Origin of the sequence: Microbacterium sp. 22296, assembly GCF_052045385.1 — a bacterium.
Taxonomy (GTDB): Bacteria; Actinomycetota; Actinomycetes; order Actinomycetales; family Microbacteriaceae; genus Microbacterium.
On sequence record NZ_JBQEOS010000011.1, the window covers coordinates 12,614 to 29,017 of the forward strand.

The following is a 16,404-nucleotide window of genomic DNA, read 5'->3' on the forward strand; positions in this document are numbered from 1 at the left end:
CGGATCCGCGCGATCCTCGCGATCCCTCGGCGCGATTCTGTGAGGTTCGTGCGCTTCTGCGGGCGACCGTCGTCGGTGCGCGGCCCCGGCTCCCTCGCAGGATGCCGGAATCCTCGCCGTCCGGACGCGGGATCCTGCGAGGTTCGAGCTCTTCTGCGAGCAATCTGCGCGGTCAGCGCGTCTCGCGCCAGCCGCGGTCCAGGATGCGGAAACCGGCCTCGATCGTCGCCGCGGCGTCGTCGTGCTCGAACGCGAGGATCTGCAGCTGCAGCACCATGCGCGCATAGACGCGGGTCTCGGCATCCGGTTCGCTCTGGCCGGTCGTCTCGGCGATCGCGTCGGCGAGGGCGTCCTCGTGGCGCAGCCACATGCGCGACGCGTAGTCCTGTAGCGCGGGGGTCCTCGTGATCAGCTGCATGAACTGCCGTCGATGCTCGCCCGTGGGGTCGAACGCGAGGCCGATCAGCTCGCGCCGGTACAGGTCGTGGAGTGCCTCCGACACCGAGGTGCCGGGGGCGCGGTCGCGCACGGCGCCGACGAGCATGTCGCGCTGCGCGTCGTCCTCATCGAAGACGAGAGCCTCTTTCTGCGGGAAGTGCGCGAACACGGTCGTGGGTGACACATCGGCGGCGTCGGCCACCTCACGGATGCTCACCTCGTCGAACCCGCGTTCGACGAACAGCAGTGTCGCGGCATCGGAGATCGCCTTCCGTGTGGCGGCCTTCTTGCGCTCGCGGCGTCCGATCGTCTCGCTCATGCCCCCCACTTTAGCGGATTCGATCAGAAGTCGTATTGACTCTAAAACTGGTACGAGTACAGTTACGGCGTGACTTCAGAATCAGCCCTCTCCGATCGCACCGGCCGCCGCGCCTGGATCATGCTCGTCGTCATCACGACGCTCACGACCGCCGGCATGACCGTCGTGCTCCCCGTCCTCCCCTTCGTCGTGCTCCGCTACGTCTCGAATCCGTCCGACCTCGCCGTGTGGGTCGGCATCCTCGAGACCGTCAACGCCCTGTGCGCGTTCCTCGTCGCGCCCTTCCTCGGGCGTATCTCCGACCGATTCGGTCGGCGCCCGGTGATCATCGTCGCCGGCTTCGGCGCGGCGCTGGGCTTCCTGCTCTTCGGCATCGGTGGTGCGCTCTGGGTGCTTCTGCTCGGCCGCATCGTGCAGGGCGTCACCGCGGGCGACCTGCCCGCCCTGTTCGCCTACCTCGCCGACATCACCGCGCCCGGGAAGCGCGCCCGACGCTTCGGCATCCTCGGGGCGACGGCCGGCATCGGCACGATGGTCGGACCGGCCCTCGGCGGATCCCTCGCCGCCATCGACGTCGACCTCCCCGTCTTCGTCACCGCCGGTCTCGCGCTGACGGTCGCGATCGTGAGCATCTTCCTCCTCCCCGAGAGCCTGGCGCCCCACAAGCGCATCGCCTCGCTCGATCTGAGGGCCGTGCACCCGTTCGCGGTGTTCCGGGGCGTCTTGCGTCGTCCCGAGCTGCGCGGGCTCATGGTCGGGCTGGTGCTGGTCGGCCTGCCCTTCGGCTTCTTCGTCAACAACTTCAGCGTGCTCGCCCTCGACGCGATCGCCTGGAATCCCACCGCGATCGGTCTGCTCACCGCGTGCGTCGGCATCATCGACATCGCCATCCAGGGCGTGCTGCTCGGCTTCCTGCTGCCGCGCATCGGCGAACGGGGCGTGGTCGTCAGCGGCATCGTGACACAGGCGGTCGGCTTGATCGCGCTCGCCGGGGTCGCGTCGGTGCTCGCGCAGCCGTGGCTGTTCGTCGTGGGGGCGTTGACCCTGGCCGCAGGGCAAGGCGCGGCCCAGGCCACGATGGACGGACTGCTCTCCAACGCCGTGGGCGACGACGAGCAGGGCTGGATCGCCGGTGCCGCGCAGTCGCTGAACGCCGCCGTCGGCACCGTCGCCCCCCTCATGGCGGGGCTGCTCTACGCCCACATCGCACACGCGGCGCCGTACGTGCTGGGCGCGGTCCTCATGGCCGCCGCCGCGGTGGTCATCGCCCGCGCCCACTTCACCAGCCCCTCCCTCCGAGTGAAGACCCCGGACGCCGCCGCTCCGGTCCCCGTCGACGGGTGACGTACGAGGGTTTTCCGGATGCCGCGCGGATGCCGCGGAGAGGCCGCGGCCTCCGGCAGCCCTCAGGCCGGAGCGCCCCACGGCATGGGGCGGTCGGGATCGCGCGACGCGTCATCGGGGAGGTGGGGGAGCGTCTCGCCGCCCGCGCGGATGCAGAGCCACCGCAGTTCGCCGCTGCCCTCGGGGATGGCTCGCCAGGTGCGCCACACGTTCTGGCCGACGCGCACGACGCTCCCCGGGCCCACGTCGACCACATCGTCGTCGAGGCCCATCTGACCGCGACCCTCGAGGAAGACGTACAGCTCCTCCACACGGGTGTGGGTGTGCCAGTACCCGGCCTCCTCGCCGGGCTCGAGGGCGTTCGCGGTCATGCCGATGAACTGCATCGTCAGCTCGTGGTCGACCACGCGGCGTCCGTCGCGCGAACGGGCGGGCGCGAACCCGCCGAAGTGGTCGCGCCAGGCGTCCATGGCCCCGATCTCGGTGATCTCGTAATCGCTCATGTCCCCATCCTGCTCCTCCGCCAGGACCCCGCGTCAGACGCCGGGACTCATCGCTTCCGGCGCCGGTCGGGTGAGAGATCTCGGCGCCTCACGCGGGCGGGCGCGCGCAGGTTCGGCGCGGAGCGCTGGCGGGCGGGCGCGAGCGTGCGGTGTCGCGAGAACAGGGAGCAACGAGAACAGGCCGACCCTCGCGGGATCGGCCTGTTCTCGGCGCTACGCCTGTCCTCGTGACGCCTACTCCTCCAGCTGCCCCAGCGACGGCGCAGCCACGAAGCGCGCGACCGGCTCGACCGCGTGCTCGAGTTCGAGCACGACGATCTCGTTCGCGCCCGCGAGCGTGGCGGGGCCGGGCACGTACAGCGTGTTCTGCGGCACGTTGTTCCAATACCGGCCGAGGAAGAAGCCGTTCACGAACGCGAAGCCCTTGCCGAAGCCCGCCGTGTCGAGGAACAGATCGGTGGGCCCGTCGAGGGTGAAGGTGCCGCGCAGGAGCGCGCGCCCCACGGTGCCCTCGCCCGTGCCGACGGCGGATGCCACGTCCACGGGCGTCGCGGTCCACCCGGTGAGCGGCGCGCCGTTCAGGGTGACGGAGCCGATGAGCCCCTTCGCCTCCCCGAGACGGTCGGCGTAGTTCACGCGGCCCTGGTCTTCGACGAGGACGGTGAGGCGCGAGCCCGCAGGGATCGTGATCGCACGCTCGTGCAGCGCGCGGGACAGCCGACCCACGGGCGTGCCGTCGATGTGGATCCACGCCAGGTCGCGCACCTCGCCGAAGACGAGCGCGGCCGGACCCGCGAAAGACGGCAGATCGACGTCGTAGCGAACGAGCGGTCCGAGGTGGGCGAGGTCTTCGAACGTCGGCGGAACATCGGTGCCGCCGGTTGCGGTGGCATCCGGCATCCAGTCGCCCTCGCCCGAGAGTGCGACCTCGAGCGTCGGGGCGTCCGGCCGCGCGGCGGGCACGACGTCGGAGACGGGGGCGTACTTCGCGATGACCTCGCGGAACGCGTGGAACTTCGCCGTCGGGTGGCCCGACTCGTCGATGGGCGCGTCGTAGTCGTACGAGGTCACGATCGGGTCGTACCGGCCCTTGTCGTTCGCGCCGTTGGTGGTGCCGAAGTTCGTGCCGCCGTGCACCATGTAGATGTTGACCGACGCGCCCGCCGCGAGCAGCGCGTCGAGGTCGTGGGCGGAGGCCGCCGGGTCGGTCGTGTGGTGGATGCTGCCCCACCAGTCGAACCATCCGTCCCAGAATTCGCTGCACATCAGCGGCCCCGTGGTCTGGTGCTCGCGCAGGGTCGCCAGGCGCTCCTCCGAGCGCGATCCGAACGAGCCGGTGAGGTGCAGCTCGGGCAGGCTCCCCGCCTCGAGCATCCACGGCATGGGCTGGTCGACGGTGGTCAGCGGCACGGTGATGCCGGCCTCCTTCGTCACCCGCACGAGTTCCTGCAGGTACTCCTTGTCGGAGCCGTACGCGCCGTACTCGTTCTCGATCTGCACCAGCACGACGTTGCCGCCGCGGTCGATCTGGCGGGGTGCGACGATCTCGTACACGCGGCGCAGGTACTCCGACACCGCCTCCACGAACTGCGGCTCGGAGCGACGGATGCCGATCCCCGGCGTCGAGGTGAGCCACACGGGGAGCCCGCCGTTGTGCCATTCCGCGCAGATGTACGGTCCCGGGCGCACGATGGCGTGCAGACCCTCCGCGGCGATGAGGTCGAGGAAGCGGCCGAGGTCGTTCCAGCCCGTGGCATCCCATTCGCCCTTCACCGGCTCGTGGGCGTTCCACGCGACGTAGGTCTCGATGGTGTTGAGCCCCATGGCCTTGGCTGTGCGGATGCGGTCGGCCCAGTGCTCGGGATGGATGCGGAAGTAGTGCAGCGTGCCCGAGATGACCTGGTGTGGTCGCCCGTCGAGCAGGAAGTCGGTCTCTCCGATGGTGAAGGTCGTCACGGTGTCTTTCCGGGGGGTCAGTCGGTGAGGCGCGCGGTCAGGCGCACCCAGGCGAGGGCGGGGAGGGTGAAGCGAAGGATGCCGTCGGCGTCGATGTCGACGGCCAGCGGAACCGGTGCGACGGGCTCGGCGCCCGCGGAGTTGGTGGTGTGGCGGTCGCCGCCCTCGGGGATCGTCACGACGACCGCGTCGACCGCGTCGACCGCCCCCAGGTCGAGTTCGACGTCGGTGGCGGCGTGAAGGTCGCGGTGCGCGAGGAAGACCGCGACGTCCCCGCCCTCGACGGTCGCGACGGCGTCGACGGCGTCGACCGTGCCGTGGCGCGCCGTGTCGATGGAGGCTCCCTCGACCCGGGGGATGACCACCCGGCCGGACGCCGCCTTCGCGGTGAGGGCGAAGGGATGGAACGTGCTCTGGCGCCACGCGACGCCGCCGCCGGGTTCGGTGCGGATCGGGGCGATCACGTTCACGAGCTGCGCGAGGTTGGCCATCGAGACGCGGTCGGAGCGGCGGATGAGCGTGATGAGGAGCGAACCCACGACGACGGCGTCGGTCACGGTGTAGTCGTCTTCGATCAGGCGCGGGGCGATCGGCCAGTCGCCGGAGAACACGCGGGGTTTGTCGACCTCGTTCCAGCGGGTCTGGTTCCACACGTTCCACTCGTCGACGCTGATGCCGATCGTGCCTCCGTCGGGGGTCGTGGCGCCGGTCTCGTCGATGATGTCGATGACGTCGGCGATGTACCGGTCGAGGGCGGCGGAGCTGGCGAGGAAGCTCTCCGGGTCGGTCGGATCCTCCTCGTAGTACGCGTGCACCGAGATGTGGTCGACGAGGCCGGCGGTGTGGCGGAGCACCGTGCGCTCCCACTCGCCGAACGTCGGCATCTCGTGGTTGGAGCTGCCGGCGGCGACCAGCTCGATGTCGGGGTCGAGGAAGCGCATCATGCGCGCGGTCTCGGCGGCGAGGCGGCCGTACTCGTCGGCGGTCTTGTGGCCGATCTGCCACGGACCGTCCATCTCGTTGCCGAGGCACCACAGCCGGATGCCGAAGGGCTCGTCGCGACCGTTCGCGCGGCGGCGTTCGCTCAGTGCGGTGCCCGAGGGGTGGTTGGCGTATTCGAGCAGATCGGCGGCCTCGGCGACGCCGCGCGTGCCGAGGTTGACCGCCTCCATGACCTCGAAGCCCGCGGCATCCGCCCAGTCGGCGAACTCGTGCAGACCCACCTGGTTGCTCTCGGTGCTGTGCCACGCGGCATCCAGCCGCACCGGACGCTCCTCGCGCGGGCCCACCCCGTCTTCCCAGCGGTATCCCGAGACGAAGTTGCCCCCGGGGTAGCGCACGACGGTCGCGCCGAGTTCGCGCACGAGATCGAGCACATCGGCGCGAAAGCCCGCGGCGTCGGCGCTCGGGTGTCCGGGCGAATGGATGCCGTCGTACACGCAGCGGCCCATGTGCTCGATGAACGAGCCGAAAAGGCGGCGGGGGACAGCGGCGCCGGTGGCGGTGCGGTCGACGGTGATGCGGGTGGGGGTGCTCATGGCTCTCCTCGGGAGGGAAAGGGGAGGGGNTGCGGCCCGCCCCTGGTGCTGCTGATTACTTGTTGACCGAGAAGCCCTGGTCGTTGCCGTACTGGACGAGCTGGTCCTGCCACGCGGTCAGGCCCGCGTTGAGGTCGCTCTTGTTGGCGTAAGCCTGACCCACGGTGTCACCGTAGATGCTGTTGGCGTAGACCTGGAACGGCAGGTAGCTGAAGCCTTCGACGACGTCGCTCGACGCCTCGGTCAGCACCTGGTTGATCTGCTGACCGCCGAAGTACTCCGACTCCTTGTCGACGAAGGCGGGGTCGCTGAGCTGCGCCGTCGTGGAGGGGAATCCACCCGACTCGGCGAAGATCTGCAGGCTCTCCTCGTCGTTGTTCAGCCACTTCAGGAAGCCGGCCGCGAGGGCGGGGTTCTTGCTCTGCTTGGTCACGGCCTGGCCGCCGCCGCCGTTCTCGGCGGTCGCGGGCTGTCCGTCGTAGGTCGGGATGGGGGCCACGGCCCACTTGCCGGCGCCGTCTTCAACCGAGCTCTCGAGCACGCCGGGCATCCAGGCGCCGATGACGAGCGAGGCGATCGAGCCGTCGCCGAGGCCCTTGAACCACTCGTCGCTCCAGCTGGGCGTCGTCGAGAGCAGGTCGCCCTCGATCAGACGGTTCCAGTTCTCGGCGAACTTCTTCGAGCCGTCGTCCTGCAGGTCGATGGTGACGTCGGTGCCTTCCGCCGAGAACGGGGTGCCGCCGGCCTGCCAGATCATGCTGGTGGTGAAGCCGGAGTCGCCGGTGTCGGCGGTGATGTACTTGGTCGGGTCGGCCGCGTGCAGCTTCTGCGCCGCCGCGTAGTACTCGTCCCAGGTGGTGGGCACGGCGATGCCGTACTGGTCGAAGACGCTCTTGTTGTAGAACAGGGCCATGGGGCCGGAGTCCTGCGGCAGGCCGTAGATCTTGCCGTCGAAGTCGACCGAGCCCCACGGGCCGCTCGCGTAGGCGCTCTCGAGGTCGCCGAAGCCGTAGGGGGCGAGGTCGAGGAGCGAATCCGACAGAGCGAACTGCGGGAACGCGTAGTACTCGATCTGCACGACGTCGGGGGCGCCCGAGCCGGCCTTGATCGCGTTCTGGAGCTTGGTGTACTCCTCGGTGTTGGTACCGGCGTTGACCAGGTTGACCTTGACGTTGGGGTACTTCTCCTGGAACGCGGCGACCTGGGCCTCGGCCGAGGGGGTCCACGACCAGTAGGTGATCTCGCCGCCGGCCTCGAGGGCCTTCTCGATGTCGTCAGCCGAGCCGCCGCCCGTGGTGCCACCGGTGTTGCCGCCGGAGCATGCGGTCAGCGCGCCGACCGACAGGGCAGCGGCGGCGACGGCGAAGACGGTCCGCCGGAAGGCGGTGCCCTTACGCATGAATGTCATCGGTTCCTCTACTTCGTTGTTGTGGATGCCGGGGCAGGACGCTCCGGTGCGGGTGGGTTGTGAAACCGGGGCAGGACGCTCCGGGTCTTTCGGGTGGTGGGGCTGACGCCCCGATCAGGGGGAAGCTGGGTGATCACTGCTTGACGCTGCCGGCGCTCAGGCCCGATTGCCAGAAGCGCTGCAGCACGAGGAACGCGGCGACGATCGGGATGATCGACAGCAGCGAACCGGTGATGACGAGGTTGTAGATGGGCTGGGCGCCGACGCCGACGGCCTGCGCGTTCCACTGGTTGAGACCGACGGTGAGCGGGTACCACTCGGGGTTGCTCAGCATGATGAGGGGCAGGAAGTAGTTGTTCCACGTCGCCACCACGGCGAACAGCAGCACGGTGACGATGCCGGGTGTGAGCAGACGGATCGAGATCGTGAAGAACGTGCGGAACTCGCCCGCGCCGTCCATGCGCGCGGCTTCGAGCAGCTCCGTGGGGATCGCGTCGGTCGCGTAGACCCAGACCAGGTAGAGCCCGAACGGGCTGATGAGCGACGGGATGATGATCGCCCATGGGGTGTTGGTCAGGCCCAGCTGGCTGAACAGCAGGAAGGTCGGCACCGCGAGCGCGGTGCCCGGCACGGCGATGGCCCCCAGGATCACGGCGAACACCGCCTTGCGCCCGCGGAAGTTGTACTTCGCCAGGCCGTAGCCCGCCAGGGTCGCGAGGAAGGTCGCGCCGCCGGCGCCCACCACCACGTAGAGGAGGGTGTTGCCGAGCCAGCGCAGGAAGATGCCGTCGCGGTACGTGAAGGTCTGAACGATGTTGTCGCCCAGGGCGAAGCTGTCGCCGAACCACAGGCCGAACGACGAGAACAGATCGGGCTGCGTCTTGGTGGCGTTGATGAGGAGCCAGGCCAGCGGCAGGAGCGTGTACACGAGGTAGAGGCTCATGACGATGGTCAGGACGACCGAGCGGCGGGTGTGCGTCGGCGACGTGCGGGCGAAGGAACGACGCCCGCGCGGACGATCGGTGGTCACCGCGACGGTGTCGGTGCGGGGTGCGGTCGCGGTGGTCATCGCGCCTCCTGACGTGAGCCGCGCAGCTGCACGACGTAAGCGATGATCGCGGTGATCAGGCCCATGATGATGGCGATCGTCGCGGCGTAGTTGTATTGCTGGCCCGCGAACGACAGGTTGTAGGCGTACATGTTCGGCGTGAAGAACGTCGAGATCGTGTTCGGGGCCAGGGGCTTGAGGATGTTCGGCTCGTTGAAGAGCTGGAAGCTGCCGATGATGGAGAAGATGGTCGCGATCACCACGGCTCCGCGGACGGCGGGGATCTTGATCGAGAAGATGGTGCGCCAGGCGCCCGCTCCGTCGATGGATGCCGCTTCGTACAGCTCGCCCGGGATCGTCTTCAGCGACGAGTAGAAGATGAGCATGTTGTAGCCGACGAACTGCCACGTGACGATGTTGCCGATCGACAGCAGCATCCACTGGGGGATGAAGGGCTGCAGGACCTCGGAGCCGAGCAGCTGGTTGACGTTGCCGGCCAGACCGAACTGGTCGCCGTAGATGTAGCCCCACATGAGCACGGCCACGACCGCGGGAACGGCGTAGGGCAGGAAGATGACGATGCGATAGAAGTTCGACGCGTGGAGGCGGGCGCTGTCGATCGCAAGCGCTGCACCGAGGGCGAGCACCAGCATGATCGGCACCTGCACCACGAGGAAGATCGAGACGCGGATGAGGCCGTCCCAGAACTTCTCGTCCTGGAAGGCGGCGACGTAGTTCTCGAGTCCGACGAAGGCGTTGCCGCCGATCAGCTGCTCGCGGAACAGGCTGAGGTAGATCGAGTAGACCAGCGGCGCCAGGAACACGAGTGCGAAGACGATCGCGAACGGTGCGACGAAAAGCCAGCCGCGATCATCGATGCGTGTGCGCCGTTTGCGCCGCGGGGTGCGCAGGGCGGGCGGTGGTGCCGCGGTGGTCGTCATCGTCCAGTGCCTCTTCGTTGGTGCGCATTTCGGTCCGGGTGGCCGAGATGTTGACGTAAACATAACCCGGCACCGCTAAGGTGTCAACGTCAACATCCCGAGGGGGCAGACATGAGCGAGACGACGATGGCGTCGGCCGTGATCCCGACGCGCGAACGCCGACGCGAGGTGTCGATGGCCGATGTCGCGGCGGCGGCGGGGGTGTCGGGGCAGACGGTCTCGCGCGTGGCGAACGGGCGCTCCAACGTCGATCCTGACACGCGGCAGCGCGTGCTCGACGCCATGACGCACCTGGGCTACCGGCCCAACAGTGCCGCCCGCGCCCTGCGATCGGGGCGGTTCCGCAGCATCGGCGTGATCATGTTCTCGCTAGGCTCCTACGGCAACACGCGCACGCTCGACGCGCTGGCCTCGATGGCCGCGGCATCCGGGTACTCCATCACGCTCATCACGGTGCAGTCGGCCTCGCAGTCCGACGTGTCGGGGGCGTTCATCCGCCTGCGCGAGCACGCCGTCGACGGAATCGTGATCCTCATCGAGACGCACCGCCTCGGTGAGAACGAACTCGCGATCCCGTCGGGCCTGCCGGTCGTCGTCGTCGACTCCAGCGCCGACTACCCCTACGCCGTCGTCGACAACGACCAGGCGCAGGGAGCGCGGCTCGCGACCGAGCACCTGCTCGACCTCGGCCACGAGACGGTCTGGCACGTATCGGGCCCGCCGGAGTCGTTCGCCGCGGAGCGGCGCCGCGACGCCTGGCGGGCGGCCCTCGAGGATCGCGGATGCCGCGTGCCCGAGCTGCAGATCGGCGACTGGACGGCCGACTCCGGCCACCGCATCGGTGCGGCGCTCGCGCTGCGACCCGAGGTGACGGCGGTTTTCGCGGCGAACGACCAGATGGCGCTCGGCGTCATCCGAGCCCTTCACGAGGCGGGTCGCCGCGTGCCCGGCGAGGTCAGCGTGGTCGGTTTCGACGACATGCCCGAGGCGGCCAACTTCTGGCCGCCGCTCACCACCGTGCGCCAACGGTTCGAGCGCGTGGGCGAAGAGGCGATGAAGGCCCTGATCGCCGACATCGAGAGCACGGGGGGCGAGCACGCCCGCACGCTCGTGCCGACGTCGCTGGTCGTGCGCGAGAGCTCCGGTCCTCGCTGAGGCCGCTCCGCCCGGTCCGGACGGGCCGGTGACGGTTCCGTCGTGTCGCGGTGACCGCCGCAGGACGCCCCGTGGCCGCCGGTCGGCCGGGAGACGCACCGTTGGCCCTTGTGTGCGCTAACGCGCCTCGGCTAAGCTCGCGCTGGACGTTGCATGTTGACGTCAACACTCCCCCACGAGGCCGCATCGAAGCGGCCGGATCGGAAATGACGATGAAGTCACCTCGACTGTTGTCGATGACGTGCGCCGTGGCCCTCGCCGCCGGCGCCATCACCGCGGGCGCCGCCGTGTCCGCGCCCGACGAGAGCCACGCCGCGACCGTGCCCGTGCGCATCGCGCCCAACCCCGCGACGGCATCCGAGCCGTTCGAGGGATGGGGGACGAGCCTGGTGTGGTTCGCCAACGCGACGGGAAACTATCCCGCCGACGTGCGGCAGAAGCTCTACGACGCCGTCTTCGGCGAGGACGGGCTCAACCTCAACATCGCCCGCTACAACATCGGCGGCGGCAACGCGACAGACGTCCCGTCGTACCTCCGCCCCGGTGGCGCCGTGCCCGGCTTCTGGAACCCGAACCTCCCCGCCACCGACGACAAGGGCGCGATCACCTCGACCTACGCCGACCGCGACCGCTACAAGGCGGCGTGGAACCCGGACGATCCCACCCACTACGACTTCACGGCCGACTCCGCGCAGCGCTGGTGGATCGACGCGCTCAAGGGCAAGGTCACCCACTGGGAGGCCTTCAGCAACTCCCCGCCCTACTTCCTCACGCAGAGCGGGTTCGTCTCGGGCGGCATCAACAACGCCACCAGCGAGCAGCTCGCCACCGCCGACATGGACAAGTTCGCCGGCTACCTCACGACCGTCGTCGACGAGCTCGAGAAGGAACACGGCATCCAGTTCGACACGATCGACCCGTTCAACGAGCCGAACACGAACTACTGGTCGACCAACATCCCCTCGGGGCAGACCTGGCCCACCAGCGCCAGCCGCCAGGAGGGTGCGCACATCGGCCCGCAGCGCCAGGACGAGATGATCAAGGCGCTCGCCGCGCGCCTGGCGGACCCGGACACGAAGACCGACGCCGTGATCTCGGCGATGGACGAGACCAACCCCGGGATCTTCGCCACGAACTGGAACGCCTGGTCGCTCGAATCGAAGAACGCCGTCGACCAGCTCAACGTCCACACCTACGGCACCGGCGGACGCCAGGTCGTCCGCGACATCGCCAAGGCCGCCGACAAGCCGCTGTGGATGAGCGAGGTCGAGGGCAACTGGACGCCCGGCAAGGGCTTCAACCCCGTCGACATCGGCAACGGCCTCGGCATGGCCGAGCACATCGTCGGCGACCTGCAGGAACTCGAGCCCGACGCCTGGGTGTTCTGGCAGCCGGTCGAAGACCTCTACAACATGCAGAAGGTCGAGCAGCTCAACTGGGGCAGCGTCTTCATCGACTTCGACTGCAACGCCCAGGGCAACTCCGAGCGTCGCCTGAAGGACGGCGACGCCGACCCGAGCTGCAAGGTGCTGACGAACGAGAAGTACAACACCGTCCGCAACTTCACGCACTACATCAAGCCCGGTGACCGCTTGGTCGCCAGCTCCAACGCGCAGTCCACCGCGGCGATCGACGCCGACGGCACGGGCGCGACCGTCGTGCACGTGAACAGCGAGACGGCGGATCGCACCGTCGAGATCGACCTGAAGGACTTCGGTACCGTGGCGGCGAACGCCACCGTGACGCCCATCGTCACGACGCAGTCCACGGCCGAGAATCCGACGGTCAACGCCCTGAAGCAGGGCGCCCCCGTGGCCGTGAACCCCGCCACGAAGACGGCGACGATCACGGTCCCGGCGCGATCGGTCACCACGTTCGTCATCGACGGGGCCTCCGGTGTCGCCGACACCGCCGCCGCCTTCCGCAACGGACAGTCCGTTCAGCTGATCGGCGTGCAGAGCGGCCTCGCGCTCGACGGCGGCTCCGCGCTCGCCATCCGTCAGCCCGCCACCACCGAGGCCGCGGCCAAGCCGCAGACCTGGACCGTCACCTCGCTCAGCGGCGAAGGCACCAACCGGCACCGCTTCACCCTGAAGAACGCGGCGGGACAGTACCTCGCGAACGCGAACGGCGGCACCGCGCTGGTGACCTCCGACCCGTCCGCTGCGGCTGCCGACAAGAACCTGCAGTGGATGGCCTCCACCACGGACGGGTCGACGTACTCGGTGCTCAGCGTCGGCGCCGAGCGAGTGCTCGACGTCAACCAGGCCAGCACCCAGCCGGAGGCTCGCGTGGGTCTGTGGACCTCGAACGGCGGCGGCAACCAGCTGTGGCGCCTGACGGGCACCGCAGTGCTCGGGGTCGCTCCCGTCACGGTCAGCACCCCGGTGGGTGTCGCACCGACGCTTCCCGCCACCGTCACCGCGAGCTACGCGGGACAGACGTCCCGCGCCGTCCCCGTGACCTGGCAGCTCGACGGCAAGGACTGGTCGAAGGCCGGCACCGTCACGGTGCGCGGCACCGGCACGGACATCTTCGGCGCCACCGTCGAGGCATCCGCCATCGTCGAGATCGGCGCGTTCACCGCGGCCCGTCCGGCGTCGATCACCGTCGCCGCGGGCAGCGCGCTCGCGAGCGTCAAGGCTCTCGCGCCGAAGAACGTCCAGGCCGAGGTCCGCGCCGATGGCGCCGGGTTCTCGACGCCCGTGACCTGGGCGTGGGGCGACCTGACCGACGCGGCGTTCGCCCAGACGGGTACCGTCACCGTGAACGGCACGGCGACCGGTCCGAGCGGCGAGCAGCTGCCCGCCCGGTTGACGGTGATCGTGACGGATGCCGTCGAGCGCAACGTCGCCCCGCAGAGCCGTCCCTCCGCCACCTACACCGAGAGCGGGTACCCCGTCGATCGGACCATCAACGGACAGAGTGCCGACAAGGGCTGGTCGAACTGGCGCTCGGGAACGAAGAACACGCAGGACACCCTCACCTATGGGCTCGCGGGTCCGGAGACGGTGAAACGGGTGACGGTGCAGTTCTACCGTGACGGCGGATCCCTGAGCTGGGCGGACACGCTGCGCGTGGACTACCGCAGTGCTGGCGGAGCCTGGACGCAGGGTGCGTTGCAGACCGTCCCGGCGCCCACGACGGGCGCGCCGAAGGTGGAGGTGTCGCTCGGCGGCGTCGCGGCCGACGAGGTGCGGGTCGTGATGAACGCCCGATCGCAGACGCACATGGTGGTCTCCGAGGTCGAGATCTTCGCCTCGGCGCCCTCCGTGTCCGGTGTCGCGGACCTCGCCCGACTCACGGTCGGCGCGACGGCGGTCGCGGGCTTCGACCCCGCCAAGACCGACTACGCGGTCACCGTGACCGGCGACGCCTGGCCCACGCTGAACGCGCAGGCCGTCGACCAGAACGCCGTGGTGCGCATCACGCAGCCCGCCGCCGCCGGCGGAGTGGGCACCGTGCGAGTGACCGCCCCGAACGGTGCGGAGCGCACGTACACCGTCACGGTGACTCGCGTTCCCGCCGCGACGGTCGCGGCGACCGCGTCCTCGCGCTGCATCTCCGGTAAGGCCGTGGTCACGGTGACGGTGCAGAACGACGGTGCGACGCGCGCCGACGTGCGGGTCGAGAGCCCGTACGGCGCGAAGAACCTCGGCGCGATCGAGCCCGGCAAGCGCGCCTCTGCGGCGTTCACCACGCGCCAGGCGTCGATCCCCGCGGGGACCGCGACGGTCACGGCGACCGTGAACGGCACACCGGCGACGGTCACGGCGGCCATCCCGGCGGCCACCTGCAAGTAAGCGGATGACGGAAGGGGCGGCGATCCGATCGCCGCCCCTTTCGGCATCCGTCAAGGGGTCGGGACCCGGAAGAGGCCATGTCGCAGGATGGATGCATCCGAATCGACCCCCCCTCTGAGGAGAACCATGCACGTCAACGCCTACGCGGCGTCGTCCGCGACCTCACCCCTCGAACCCACGACGATCGAGCGTCGTGACGTCGGCCCGAAGGACGTCCTGATCGACATCGCCTACGCCGGCATCTGCCACTCCGACATCCACACCATCCGCGGCGAGTGGGGCGACGTGCCCTACCCCTTGACCGTCGGCCACGAGATCGTCGGCACGGTCGCCGAGGTCGGCGCAGACGTCACCCGCCACAAGGTCGGCGACCGCGTCGGCGTCGGCTGCATGGTCAACTCGTGCCGCGAGTGCGAGAACTGCCTGGCCGGCGAGGAGCAGTACTGCCTCAAGGGCAACATCGGAACCTACGGCGCGAAGGACGTCGACGGCACGATCACCCAGGGCGGCTACAGCGAGAAGATCGTCGTCGACGAGGACTTCGTGCTGCGCGTTCCCGAGTCCATCCCGTACGAGAAGGCCGCGCCCCTGCTCTGCGCGGGCATCACGACCTACTCGCCGCTGAACCACTGGAACGCCGGCCCCGGCAAGAAGGTCGCCGTCGTCGGCCTCGGCGGACTCGGCCACATGGCCGTCAAGATCGCCCACGCCATGGGCGCCGAGGTCACCGTGCTGTCGCAGACGCTCAGCAAGAAGGACGACGGCCTGAAGATGGGCGCCGACCACTACTACGCCACGAAGGACGACGAGACCTTCTCGTCGCTGAAGAACACGTTCGACCTCATCGTCAACACCGTCAGCGCGCCGCTGGAGCTCAAGAAGTACCTGGGTCTGCTCGCCCGCAACGGCACGATGGTCAACGTCGGCGCCCCGCCGGAGCCGCTGCCGATCGAGGTCTTCACGCTGTTCGCCAACCGCCGCTCGTTCGCGGGCTCGGGCATCGGCGGCATCCGCGAGACCCAGGAGATGCTCGACTTCTGCGCCGAGCACGGCATCGCGCCCGAGACCGAGCTCATCTCGGCCGATCAGATCAACGAGGCCTACGAGCGCGTGCTGAAGAGCGACGTGCGCTACCGCTTCGTCATCGACGCGAAGACCTTCGCCCCCGCGTGATCACGGCTCCCTGAGCCCGGCGCAACCCGGATGCCACGGCCCCGACGCTCGCCCGAGCGCCGGGGCCGCGGCATCCCGTCTCGTCGGCCCCGCGGCCCGTCCCGTGCGCCGCTCGTTCCGCGCCCCTCCGCCGCCCTCCGCTGCCCTCCGCCGCCGATCGCCGCTGAGAAACGCGATGCGCGGGGAGAAACGCCTTGTCGTGACGTTTCTGCGAGCGGATGCCGTTTCTCGGTGCAAGTGCCAGCCGGCGCGACCGCCGGCGTCGCTCGCGCTGCCGCGACCGCTGGCGTCGCTCGCGCTGCCGCGCAGCCGCGCCCGCCTCGGTGAGGAACGCTGTCAGCGGGGAGGAATGCCATGTCCGGCGTTTCCTGCGGCGGATGCCGTTTCTCGGCGCGAGTGCCAGCGCCCGCTTCGGTGAGAAACGCTGTCGGCGGGGAGGAACGCCGTGTCGCGTCGTTCCCTGCGGCGAATGCCGTTTCTCGGCGCGGGTGCTGTTAGCCCGCGAGACCGCCGGTCGCGCAGCCGCGCAGCCGCGCAGCGGCGCCCGCTTCGGTGAGAAACGTCGTTGGCAGGGAGGAACGTCGTGTCGCGTCGTTTCCTGCGGCGGATGCCGTTTCTCGGCGCGGGTGCTGCTAGCCCGCGAGACCGCCGGTCGCGCAGCCGCGCAGCGGAGCCCGCCTCGGTGAGAAACGCCGTTGGCGGGGAGAAACGCCTTGTCCCGCCGTTTCCTGCGGCGGATGCCGTTTCTCGGCGCGAGTGCCAGCCCGCGCGACCGCCG

Annotated in this window: 11 protein-coding genes; 4 read left to right on the forward strand and 7 right to left on the reverse strand. The window is 69.5% G+C overall.

The features are described 5' to 3' along the window. Positions 1–172: 172 nt before the first annotated feature. A complete protein-coding gene (locus tag ACTJJP_RS15750; protein ID WP_440775928.1) occupies positions 173–757 on the reverse strand; it encodes a TetR/AcrR family transcriptional regulator in 585 nt (194 codons plus the stop codon). A gap of 69 nt (positions 758–826) precedes the next feature. Here ACTJJP_RS15750 and ACTJJP_RS15755 point away from each other — a divergent pair, with 69 nt between their 5' ends. After that, a complete protein-coding gene (locus ACTJJP_RS15755; protein WP_440775929.1) occupies positions 827–2,101 on the forward strand; it encodes an MFS transporter in 1,275 nt (424 codons plus the stop codon). 62 nt (positions 2,102–2,163) lie between these two features. Here ACTJJP_RS15755 and ACTJJP_RS15760 read toward each other — a convergent pair whose 3' ends face one another. From ACTJJP_RS15760 to ACTJJP_RS15785, 6 genes are all read right to left on the reverse strand, one after another. Then, positions 2,164–2,604 carry a cupin domain-containing protein gene (locus tag ACTJJP_RS15760; protein ID WP_440775930.1) on the reverse strand — a complete coding sequence of 147 codons (441 nt, stop codon included), beginning with the start codon at positions 2,602–2,604 and terminating at the stop codon, positions 2,164–2,166. Between the two features lie 234 nt (positions 2,605–2,838). After that, on the reverse strand, positions 2,839–4,560 hold the full coding sequence (locus tag ACTJJP_RS15765; RefSeq protein ID WP_440775931.1) for a glycoside hydrolase family 35 protein: 1,722 nt from the start codon (positions 4,558–4,560) through the stop codon (positions 2,839–2,841). A gap of 17 nt (positions 4,561–4,577) precedes the next feature. Continuing rightward, on the reverse strand, positions 4,578–6,098 hold the full coding sequence (locus tag ACTJJP_RS15770; RefSeq protein WP_440775932.1) for an alpha-N-arabinofuranosidase: 1,521 nt from the start codon (positions 6,096–6,098) through the stop codon (positions 4,578–4,580). Positions 6,099–6,153: 55 nt separating this feature from the next. Further along, a complete protein-coding gene (locus ACTJJP_RS15775) occupies positions 6,154–7,506 on the reverse strand; it encodes an ABC transporter substrate-binding protein (RefSeq protein WP_440775933.1) in 1,353 nt (450 codons plus the stop codon). A 133-nt stretch (positions 7,507–7,639) separates the two neighbouring features. Further along, entirely contained in the window at positions 7,640–8,575 is a 936-nt protein-coding gene (locus ACTJJP_RS15780) for a carbohydrate ABC transporter permease (RefSeq protein WP_440775934.1), read from the reverse strand. After that, positions 8,572–9,495: a carbohydrate ABC transporter permease gene (locus tag ACTJJP_RS15785; protein ID WP_440775935.1), complete on the reverse strand. Its 924-nt coding sequence runs from the start codon at positions 9,493–9,495 to the stop codon at positions 8,572–8,574. The genes ACTJJP_RS15780 and ACTJJP_RS15785 overlap by 4 nt, the downstream gene beginning before the upstream one ends. A 111-nt stretch (positions 9,496–9,606) precedes the next feature. Between ACTJJP_RS15785 and ACTJJP_RS15790 the strand changes: the two genes are divergently transcribed. From ACTJJP_RS15790 to ACTJJP_RS15800, 3 genes are all read left to right on the forward strand, one after another. Next, on the forward strand, positions 9,607–10,650 hold the full coding sequence (locus ACTJJP_RS15790; RefSeq protein ID WP_440775936.1) for a LacI family DNA-binding transcriptional regulator: 1,044 nt from the start codon (positions 9,607–9,609) through the stop codon (positions 10,648–10,650). Positions 10,651–10,862: 212 nt separating this feature from the next. Then, on the forward strand, positions 10,863–14,453 hold the full coding sequence (locus ACTJJP_RS15795) for an RICIN domain-containing protein (protein WP_440775937.1): 3,591 nt from the start codon (positions 10,863–10,865) through the stop codon (positions 14,451–14,453). Between the two features lie 126 nt (positions 14,454–14,579). After that, positions 14,580–15,626, forward strand: a complete 1,047-nt coding sequence (locus ACTJJP_RS15800) for an NAD(P)-dependent alcohol dehydrogenase (protein ID WP_440775938.1) — start codon at positions 14,580–14,582, stop codon at positions 15,624–15,626. Positions 15,627–16,404 lie beyond the last annotated feature (778 nt).